The sequence below is a fragment of the Nocardioides epinepheli genome, from assembly GCF_037936805.1.
GTDB lineage: Bacteria > Actinomycetota > Actinomycetes > Propionibacteriales > Nocardioidaceae > Nocardioides.
The window spans coordinates 328,451-337,890 of sequence record NZ_JBBMMC010000003.1; the positions used below are offsets into that span (position 1 = coordinate 328,451).

At 62.7% G+C, this 9,440-nt stretch carries 6 protein-coding genes and 1 pseudogene; 6 read left to right on the forward strand and 1 reads right to left on the reverse strand.

Going from position 1 to position 9,440, the window contains the following annotated elements:
- Positions 1-444 precede the first annotated feature (444 nt).
- From WMR31_RS06580 to WMR31_RS06590, 3 genes are all read left to right on the forward strand, one after another.
- Positions 445-1,959, forward strand: a complete 1,515-nt coding sequence (locus tag WMR31_RS06580; RefSeq protein WP_340537983.1) for a sugar ABC transporter ATP-binding protein — start codon at positions 445-447, stop codon at positions 1,957-1,959.
- Positions 1,952-3,031, forward strand: coding sequence for an ABC transporter permease (locus WMR31_RS06585; protein ID WP_340537984.1), 1,080 nt, complete (start codon positions 1,952-1,954; stop codon positions 3,029-3,031). Before WMR31_RS06580 ends, WMR31_RS06585 begins: the two co-directional genes overlap by 8 nt.
- Before the next feature lie 123 nt (positions 3,032-3,154).
- Positions 3,155-4,636, forward strand: a complete 1,482-nt coding sequence (locus WMR31_RS06590) for an aldehyde dehydrogenase (protein WP_340537985.1) — start codon at positions 3,155-3,157, stop codon at positions 4,634-4,636.
- Positions 4,637-4,800: 164 nt separating this feature from the next.
- Here the strand turns inward: WMR31_RS06590 and WMR31_RS06595 are convergent.
- Positions 4,801-5,191, reverse strand: a pseudogene (locus WMR31_RS06595) (integrase core domain-containing protein); the annotation flags it as partial.
- A gap of 14 nt (positions 5,192-5,205) precedes the next feature.
- Here WMR31_RS06595 and WMR31_RS06600 point away from each other — a divergent pair.
- The 3 genes from WMR31_RS06600 to WMR31_RS06610 all read left to right on the forward strand — a co-directional run bounded on the left by WMR31_RS06600 (position 5,206) and on the right by WMR31_RS06610 (position 7,824).
- Positions 5,206-5,406 (forward strand): hypothetical protein, encoded by a 201-nt coding sequence (locus tag WMR31_RS06600; protein ID WP_340537986.1) that lies wholly within the window; start codon positions 5,206-5,208, stop codon positions 5,404-5,406.
- 252 nt (positions 5,407-5,658) lie between these two features.
- Entirely contained in the window at positions 5,659-6,603 is a 945-nt protein-coding gene (locus WMR31_RS06605; protein ID WP_340537987.1) for a sugar ABC transporter substrate-binding protein, read from the forward strand.
- A 108-nt stretch (positions 6,604-6,711) separates the two neighbouring features.
- Positions 6,712-7,824 carry an NDMA-dependent alcohol dehydrogenase gene (locus WMR31_RS06610; RefSeq protein ID WP_340537988.1) on the forward strand — a complete coding sequence of 371 codons (1,113 nt, stop codon included), beginning with the start codon at positions 6,712-6,714 and terminating at the stop codon, positions 7,822-7,824.
- The last annotated feature ends 1,616 nt before the right edge of the window (positions 7,825-9,440 follow it).

Sequence of the window (9,440 nt, forward strand, 5' to 3'; positions counted from 1 at the left end):
CGGGTGTGGGAGAGAGGGCAACGAAACGAGGGGGCGCGGCTCCTCGACAACGGGCTCGTCCGACTCCTCAACGAGCCACGGCGGACCGCCGACCAGAAGCGACGGCGCGTCGGCGATTGATACATCATCGTCGACCTCGCTGAGTCGGAGGTTCCAATGCGGCGCGGAAGTCACCACGCGTGCTGGAACGACCTCACCGACGGTCATGAGGGTTCAGGGCTCGGCCCGGCCGGCGGGCACCGTCACGACGACAACGGGCCGGGGGCGGGAACCGTTGAGCACGTCAGCGAGCGCGCTGGCCCTGTCGGTTCGTTTGGGCGATGAATGTGCCGCGTCATTCCGCTCAACGGACCGATGCGCTCGTCACTGTCTGCGTCAACACCAAGAATCACTCCACAGTGAGCGAGTGCAGGTGCGCGGGCTCCCAATCCTCTGAGAGGTCAAGTGAATTCGACCAACGTGCCGCCGCCTTCGCCAACAGGTCAGGCACTGCTTGAGGCCGTCCAGATCAGCAAGGCGTACGGCGCAGTTCGCGCACTCGAAGGTGTGTCGCTGACGATCCGGCGCGGCGAGATCGTGGCGCTCGCCGGTGAGAACGGATCCGGCAAGTCCACCCTGGCCAAGGTCATTGTCGGGGCACTATCGGCGGATGCGGGCGAGGTTCGTATCGATGGGGCGCCCGTGCGTTTGGAGAGTCCTCGGGACGGGCTGCGGCATGGGGTTGCGTTGGTGTCGCAGGAACCTACGTTGGTGCCGGACATGAGTGTCGCGGAGAATATTTCTCTTGCGAAGGTTGGGCGTACTTACGGTCTGGTTGGTCGTCGTCAACTTGAGACGGATGTGCAGCCTTTGCTGACGATGGTGGGGGTTTCGTGCTCTCCGTCGACTGTGGTTGCGTCGTTGAGCGCGGTTGATCGTGAACTGGTGGAGATCGCGAAGGCGCTGGCTACTACGCCGGACTTGCTCATCCTTGATGAGGCGACGACGAGGATGATCGACCCGGAACGACTGTTCTGTGTGTTGGAGAAGCTTGCTGCTGATGGTCTTGCTGTCTTGTTCGTGACTCATAAGTTGCGGGAGATCCGGCGGCTGGCTGAGCGTGTGGTGGTGTTGCGTGATGGTCGCGTGTCGGGCGAGTTGGGCCGAGACGAGTTGACGACCGATAGCGTGATTACCGAGTTGATGGTGGGTCGTGAACTTGACGACCTTTTCCAGCGTGTCCCGTCGGTGGTCGGCGAGCCGGTGTTGTCGGTTGAGGAACTGGTGCTTCGCGAGTCCGCGCGACCGATTTCGTTTCAGGTGCGAGCTGGAGAAGTGGTTGGGATTGCCGGATTGGGCGGTGCTGGTCGTAGTTCGTTGTTGGCGAGTATCGCGGGGTCTTGGCGTGAGGGTGGGGAGATTAGCGTCAATGGGACGTCGATTCCTGCGAATAGGCCGCATGCGGCTGTCCAGGCGGGAGTCAGTATGGTTCCTGAAGATCGTCATGCTCAGGGGCTCGTGCTGTCTGGTTCGATCTGTTTGAATGTCTCGCTGAGTTCTCACCGTGTACTGCACCGGACGAGGGCGGCGGAGGAACGGCGGCGTGCGGCTGATGCTGTGCGAAATATGCGGATCAAATGTAGTTCTATCCACGCGCCTGTTACCTCGTTGTCGGGCGGGAATCAGCAGAAGGTTGTTATAGGGCGGGCGTTGGCGTCCGATCCGATGGTTTTGTTGCTGGATGAGCCTACGCGCGGCGTCGATATCGGCGCTAAGCAGGAGATCTACCATCTCATCAGCGAGGTCACACAGGCGAGCAAAGCGGTGGTGCTGGCGACGTCAGACATGCTTGAGCTGTTGGGTTTATGTGATCGTATTCTTGTACTTTTCGAAAAGGAACTCGTCGGCGAGATCTCGGGTGAATCGGCCACCGAACAGGAGATCGTAATGTATAGCACGCGGGGAGCGCTCGATGTCTAGCGAGTCTGAAACTCAGGAACGGCTTGTCGGCGACGGTGCGCATGCCGGCGATTCTGGACCACGTTTTGGTGCGGTGGGCGCCAGTGGTCGTGCGGTATGGCTGCAGGGGGCATCTGGCCGCACGGCTGCTGCTGTGAAGCAATATACCGGTGTCGGCAGTGTGTTAATCGCGCTGATAATCACGTTGAGTATTATCTCGCCTCAGTTTAGAACGAGCGCGAATCTTATCAATGTTCTGGATGCTTCCGCGGTGTTGCTCGTTGCTTCTGTTGGCCTGACGTTCGTGATGCTCGTCGGGGGGTTCGACCTCTCGCTCGGCTCTACGATGGCTTTGGCTTCTGTTGGTATCTGGGAGCTTCTGAGGTTTGGTTTTCCTGCTTGGGCGACCGTTGTCCTCGTGCTTCTTGGATCTTTTGTTCTCGGTGCGGCCGTTAATGGTTTCCTCGTCGCTAAGGTGAGGATATCGTTCCTGGTAGTGACGTTGGGTACGATGTCGGTTTATCAGGGGCTTGCGTATCTAAGTACGGATGGCCAGTCGATCCCGCTGTACCAGTACACGTGGCTTACCGAGCTAGGCTCGGGGACATTTCTGTCCGTCCCCTATATCGTGCTAATAGCGTTTGGTGTGCTCTTGCTGGGTATATTTGTCCTCCGTTACGTAGGTTACGGCCGAGTGATTTATGCGATTGGGGGCAACCCTGCTGCTGCACGGATGGCAGGAATTAATATCACAGCTATCCGGATCTCCGTGTGGGGAGTGGCGGCATTGTGTGCCGGACTAGCCGCGTTGATCAACACAAGCCGCCTGCAGGCCGCGACCCCTGATTCAGGGATCAGCATCGTATTGCTTGCCGGGTCCGCGGTGTTGGTCGGTGGAACGTCCTTTCGGGGCGGGAAGGGCACGCTCCTAGGAACACTATTTGGTGTCCTGTTTATGGCTGTAGTGCAGAACGGAATTGTCTTGGTGGGGATAGCGTCGGCCTGGCAGGACATCATTATCGGTGTTGTTCTCATCTTGGCGGTACTCATCGATCGGCTTCGCAATGGCACCGGCGAGAACGTCGACGACTGAGAAGTCGACCTCGAAACTGATGTGAATATTGTTCTGATATCGGCGTTGGTGCCGTTATCTTCCGCTGCACGTCGGTGTTTCGAGTGAAACCGCTGGCGGCTAACGAGAGGCAGATCCTCACTCATGACGACCTTGAATACGGCTGCCGTTCCGCTGCAGCATCCTGATCGACTGTTCATCGACGGCAAATGGGTGGCCCCGTCGTCGACGGCGACCATCGATGTCATCGATTCCGGTACCGAAGAGCTCTATTTCCAGGTCGCGGAGGCGCAGGCCGCGGACATGGACCACGCTGTCAGTGCTGCCCGAGCGGCGTTCGACGAAGGTCCGTGGCCACGTCTGACGCACGAGGAGCGTGCCGGCTACCTGCGGGCGATGGCCGGCCAGTTGCGTGCGCGGATCCCCGATATCGCTGAGGTTTGGCCACGTCAGGCTGGTGTCCTTCAGGGGCTGGCGTTCAACATGTCCGAGGGAGACGCACACACGCTTGAGTATTACGCGGGCTTGGCGGCGACCTACCCGTTCGAGGAGCGCTACGAGTCGGCGGCCAATGGTGCCTTCGGTCTACGCGTCAGCGAGCCCGTTGGTGTGGTCGGTGCCATCATCCCTTGGAACTCACCGCTTGCGTTGTTGGTCGTCAAGGTCGCACCAGCTTTGCTCGCTGGATGCACGGTCGTGGTCAAGGCGTCGCCCGAGGCTCCGGGAGAGGCATACGTCTTCGCCGAGATCGCCGAGGCCGTCGGCCTCCCGCCGGGTGTTATCAACGTGGTGACCGCTGACCGTGACGTCTCGGAGCTGTTGGTCCGCGACCCCCGTGTCGACAAGATCGCTTTCACCGGCTCCACGGCGGCGGGACGGCGGATCGCCTCGATCCTCGGCGAGCGAATCGGGCGCTACACCCTCGAGCTCGGCGGCAAGTCTGCAGCCGTCGTGCTCGACGACGCCGACATCGCACAGACCGCTGCGGTTCTGGCCGGCCAGCAGTGTCTGGCCAGCGGCCAGGTGTGCGCCTCGCTGACGAGGGTCATCGTCTCTGGTGACCGCTACGACGAACTCGTCGATGCCTTGGCCGCGAACTTCGCTGGGGTCCGGGTGGGGTCGCCGTTCGATCCGGAGACGCAAATGGGCCCCCTGGCCATGAGCCGGCAGCGGGATCGCGTCGAGGGATTCATCGACAGGGGAGTCGCCGCCGGAGCGCGGCTGATCACCGGTGGCAAGCGGCCGGCGCACCTCACACGCGGGTACTACATCGAACCCACCCTGTTCGCTGACGTCGACAACTCCTCCGAGCTGGCGCAACAGGAGATCTTCGGGCCTGTCCTGAGCGTGATCCGCGCCGCCGACGACCGCGAGGCCGTGCGGTTCGCGAACGACACTATCTACGGCTTGGCCGGCGCGGTATTCACCGCCGACACGAACCGAGCCCGCACCGTTGCGGGTCAGATCAGAGCCGGGACTATCTCGCACAACTCGTTCAACTTCGATGTCCAGATTGGCGTCGGCGGGTTCAAGCAGTCCGGTGTAGGCCGCGAAGGCGGACTGGCTGGACTGCTTCCGTATCTCGAGACGAAAGCCGTGTTGCTCGCAGACGCTCCGGACGCTTAGGTGGTGGAGGAGCCGGTCCATGGCTGAGTTTGGCTATTTCGTGTCCGATGCCGCGGCTCTCCGCGTCAGACTGCTGGTCAACCACTTCGGTTGATCGGGCCTGACTCGTGCCACTTGATCGTCGATTCGTGATCGTGAACCGCCCCGGCAAGTCCGGAGACCTTCTAATTTGAGACTCCAGCGATTGCTGGGGTCTGGTGGTGAGCGTAGTGATCGGCCTCGGCTTCGACTGGCGTGAGGTCGTCGCAGTACTCGAACGGTCGCCGGTGGTTGAACCAGTCGACCCACTTGGCCGTGGCGATCTCGAGGTCGTCGAGGCCCTTCCACGGCCGCCGCGGCTTGATCAGTTCGGGCTTGTAGAGCCCGATCACCGACTCGGCCAGCGCGTTGTCATACGACGAACCGGATCAGACCGGTCAGGTCCTGGCTACCACGGCCCTCACGGCCGCGGGTCCAGATGGCTTGCTCGACCGCGTCGACGACGAACTGGCTGGTCATCGTCGTGGCCACCGACCAGCCCAGGATCCGCCGGGCGTAGGCATCGATGACGAACGCCCGGGCAGACGCTGATGGCGGACAAGACTGCTAACGGCCGCGACTTCGAAACCACCCTGGCCGCCACCGGCATCGACCTGCTGCGCCGAGCCCGAAGGGGCGAGACTGAACGACCCGCCGCTCGCTTCTTCAAACCACTGCGGCAGATCATCGAATGGGCAATGCACTGTTCCGTCTACCGAACCACTGCTGTTGCCGGGTCTGTGACTGTCTGAATATCGTCCGCGGGCAACACGCCGGATTGATCGTGCAGATAATCCCGATTGGTGGTCAAAATGTTTCTGATGGAGGCAGGGCCGCGATTGTCGCGGTCGTCGCGCGCTCGGCGGTGCGGGCGCGGCATGTGGGCAGTTTCGTTGGCGGCGCTGATGCTGGTGGTGGCGGCGTGCTCAAGTTCCACGAACACGGGTAGCGGGGACCAGTCGAGTTCGGTTCCTCCCGCGAAGCAGTTGAGTGCGGCGGAGTATATGGCGACACCTGCCGGGTGCTCGGGAGCCAAGGGCGCTACCTTCGGATATTTGGCACCTTTTGGGAACACCACCTTCGTGCAGTTTACTCAGATTATTGAGTCCAATCTTGAGAGTGCCGGGGCCACGGTCAAGACCGAGAACGCCAATCTGGATCCGGGTGCGCAGATGTCGCAGGGGCAGTCGCTGCTTCTGTTCAACCCCAAGGCACTGATCATCAATCCGCTGAGTGACCAGGCACTCGTTCCCTTCTACCAGGCGGCCGAGGCGAAGGGCGTCAAGCTCGTCGGGCAGGAACCGTCGGCCGAATATCTTGGTCCCTACGCTTCGAGCTTGCGTACCGACGTGGACTGGAATGTGCAGGCGGCGGTCAAGTTGCTGGCCGAAAAGGTCGGCAAGGGCGGCAAGGTGGCCGCGCTGGTTCCCCCGGACGTCGCTGCGGTCATGACTGAGGCTCGGCTGGCTTTCGAGAAGTACGCGAAGCAGTACGGGCTCGACGTTGTTGCCGAGACGGTGGTGCCCAAACTGGATTCGCCGACTGCTCGCAATATCGTGGATACCTGGAAGCAGAAGTACGGTAGCAGCCTCGCCGGAATCTGGAGCATCTCCGATGAGCCCGCGGCCGGCGCCGCGTCCGCGGTTGACGGGAGTTTCCACCCCGCGATTGTCACGCAGGGCCAGGCGCAGTCTACCTGGCAACTGGTCGAGAGCGGGAAGCTCTACGGTGTCGTCGACGGTGGGAACGCTCGCACCGGGAATGCATTGGCGTATGCAGCCCTGAAGGCCGCGTGCAACCAGCCATTGCCCTCGACGCTCTGGCTCCGAGGAGAGGTCGTGACCAAGGCCAACGCGGGGACGTATACGGATCCGGTGGTGGCGGCGAAGCAGACCGACTTCCGCAACCTCGCGCTGGAAGACATCGACGGCAAGATCTACATCAAGTAGCTCGTTGCGTAAGGCCGAAGTCGAGCGCGAGCGGTTCCCCGCTCGCGCTCGACGGCAGGCAGTGGAATGACCGATTACCAGATTCATGCACCCAGCAGAGGAGAGACTATGAAGACGCAGGCAGCCGTGATGCGGCAATCGCCGGGGCTGTGGGAGACTGTTGAAGTCGATCTGGACGAGCCGCGCCAGGACGAGGTCCTGGTCAAGGTGGTCGCGTCGGGCCTGTGTCACTCCGATGCTCATCTCATGGTCGGCGACATGCTGTCGGGTACCTACCCCATCTGCGGTGGCCACGAAGGTGCCGGGGTCATCGAACAGGTCGGGCCGAACACGTCGGGATTCCAGGTCGGCGACCACGTGGTTTTCTCCTTCATCCCAGGTTGCGGGCGTTGCCGTTGGTGTGCTGCGGGCATGCAGAATCTCTGCGATTACGGTTCCAGGATCCTTGAGGGCGATCGCATCACCGAGCACGGCTCGTTCCGCATGCAGCTCGATGGGAAACCGGTCGCCCAGATGGGTGGCATATCGACGTTTTCCCAGTACACCACGGCCAGCACTCTGTCTACCGTCAAGGTGCCCAAGGAAATCCCGCTCGACAAGGCATGCCTCGTCGGTTGCGGTGTGGCTACCGGCTGGGGCTCTGCCGTCGTTGCCGGCCCAGTCCGACCAGGTGACACGGTCATCGTGATGGGCATCGGCGGAGTCGGTATCAACGCGGTACAGGGCGCGGCTCATGCTGGGGCCAGTCACGTCATCGCCGTCGACCCCGTCGAGTTCAAGCGCGACAAGGCCAAGGAATTCGGTGCAACCGAGTCCTATGCCTCGATGGAGGAGGCGACCGAGGTCGCACGCAGCTACACGAACGGCCAAGGCGCCGACATCGCGATCGTGACCGTGGGCGTCACGACCGGAGAGCACGTCGCTCAAGCACACACCGCGATCCGCAAGGCGGGAACGGTCGTCGTGACCGGCGGAGGCCCAACGGTCGGAATACCGATCCCAGTCGTCGAACTCGCAATGATGCAAAAGCGGCTTCAGGGCGCGCTCTACGGCATGTTGTCCCCGAGCGCCGACATCCTCAAACTATTGAGGCTCTACCAGGAAGGTTCACTCAAGCTCGACGAGCTGGTGACCCGCACCTACACGCTGGATCAAGTCAACGAAGGCTTCGCCGACATGCTCGCCGGCCGCAACCTACGCGGCGTCATCGTCTTCGACTAGCCCTCAAACATGGGAGTTCGGACACCCAGCATCTGCGGCGGGTACTCGGCGCCTTCCCATAGGGGTTGGCTGCGATTGCTGCTCTGGTTGGCGGCAGGCTGGTCGGTCTCGCCGCGAAGACGTTCACTTCGGTTTCCCTCGACCCGACTGCGCGGTCGGCCGTCTTGGGCGTCGACAGGCCGTGGCCGGCAAGCAGCTGCCGTGCGGCGTGCTCGGCGTTGATGGTGTCGTTCTTCCCTGCAAGACGTCGGCGCGCAGTTCGGTGTCTTCGTCCTCGAGGAACGGCTGTGCCCAGACGGGGGCGGTGGCGTCGGTCCATCCGCGGGCCTCGGTGCGAACGGCCTCGATCTGTTCGGCCACCAGCTGTCCGTAGGCGGCGGTGAAGGGACCCCAGTCGTGGTTCTCGCTCAGGTCCGGGGATCCCTGGAAGCCAGCGGAGCGGGCTCTGAATCGCTGCGGGTCGGTCGGGGTCGCGCGCGAGCGTCGTTGCGAACTCGTCTGCGCGGCTGGTGAGGAGGTCGTCGATGCGTGCGTCGACGACGGCGGCCGGGTCCCGGGCATCGGCCAGCGAGCCGACCTGGACGGCGGCGCTGAGTACCTTCAACGGGCTGTGTTCCTCGAGCGCGATGAGTGCGAGGTGGGAGCGCAGCGTGGGCCACGCGGGTGCTTCGGTCAGTCCGGCCAGGAGCTGCTCGGCGTGGGTGTCGATCCTTCGATCAGAGGGAGCCGGGGGACTTGCTCTTCAGGAACCGGCCTGACTCGGCTCCGAGATCCAAACGCTTGGATCTCGCCGCAACAGCGTCGCCCGGAGCGGGGGCTCGCGGGTCATGAGAACGCGGCTATCCTCTTACTGGGCCCCCGCGGAAGCGGACCACTACGCCCCATGAGCGAGGGGCGTAAGTTGTCCGAGGTCCAGGGGCCTGCGGCCGTGGCATGTCGATCTAGAGGCCTGACTGGTCCGGGGTCGCAAACAGCGGTCAAAAGCCCCGGTGCCGGATGCTGTGAGACGTCGACACTGTGCACGTACTGTGCACAGCACGATCATCAAGCGCCGTCACGTCTCGTCACCCGCCAGAACGTTTCCGCAGGTCAAACCCATGTTGGCGTCACTCGATGACTTTCGACGTCAAGCGTGACCGGGTTCCCCTGGTACTACTGATCTGGCGCGTTTGCATCAGCAATGCGGCGTCTGCTTCGCGGGGCGCACGGTGGTGCGCGAAGATTCCACGGGAACCGTGGATTGGTGCCATGAGCCCGAGCGTCAGTCAGACTTTCCCAGCACGTCACCGTCACGGGCCCCCGGATCGGGGCATCTGCGGCGGCTAGCTCGCGGACGAGCGGCGACATCGTTTCCCCCGGGGGAGGGGGTGACCTGCGAGAGGTACGCGGCCGCCCGGCGCAGGACCTCGTTCTCCTGCTCGGGCAACTTGATCCGTGCAGAAGTCCCGACCCCTGAACCTGCGTTGCGGACGCAAGTGCGGCGCCGACAAGGTCGGCGCGGGCTCGGTGTGATGCGCTGTCTGGCCGCCTCCACATCGTGCCTGCTCTTTCGGCGCGGACAGATGCCTATCGCGGTTCGTTCAGCAAAACAGGTCTGTTGTTGCGCGCCTCAAACT

Coding starts and splice junctions, on each gene's coding strand:
- WMR31_RS06585 (WP_340537984.1), top strand. CDS start 1,952: ATGTCTAGCGAGTCTGAAACTCAGGAACGGCTTGTCGGCGACGGTGCG.
- WMR31_RS06590 (WP_340537985.1), top strand. CDS start 3,155: ATGACGACCTTGAATACGGCTGCCGTTCCGCTGCAGCATCCTGATCGA.
- WMR31_RS06600 (WP_340537986.1), top strand. CDS start 5,206: ATGGCGGACAAGACTGCTAACGGCCGCGACTTCGAAACCACCCTGGCC.
- WMR31_RS06605 (WP_340537987.1), top strand. CDS start 5,659: ATGGCGACACCTGCCGGGTGCTCGGGAGCCAAGGGCGCTACCTTCGGA.
- WMR31_RS06610 (WP_340537988.1), top strand. CDS start 6,712: ATGAAGACGCAGGCAGCCGTGATGCGGCAATCGCCGGGGCTGTGGGAG.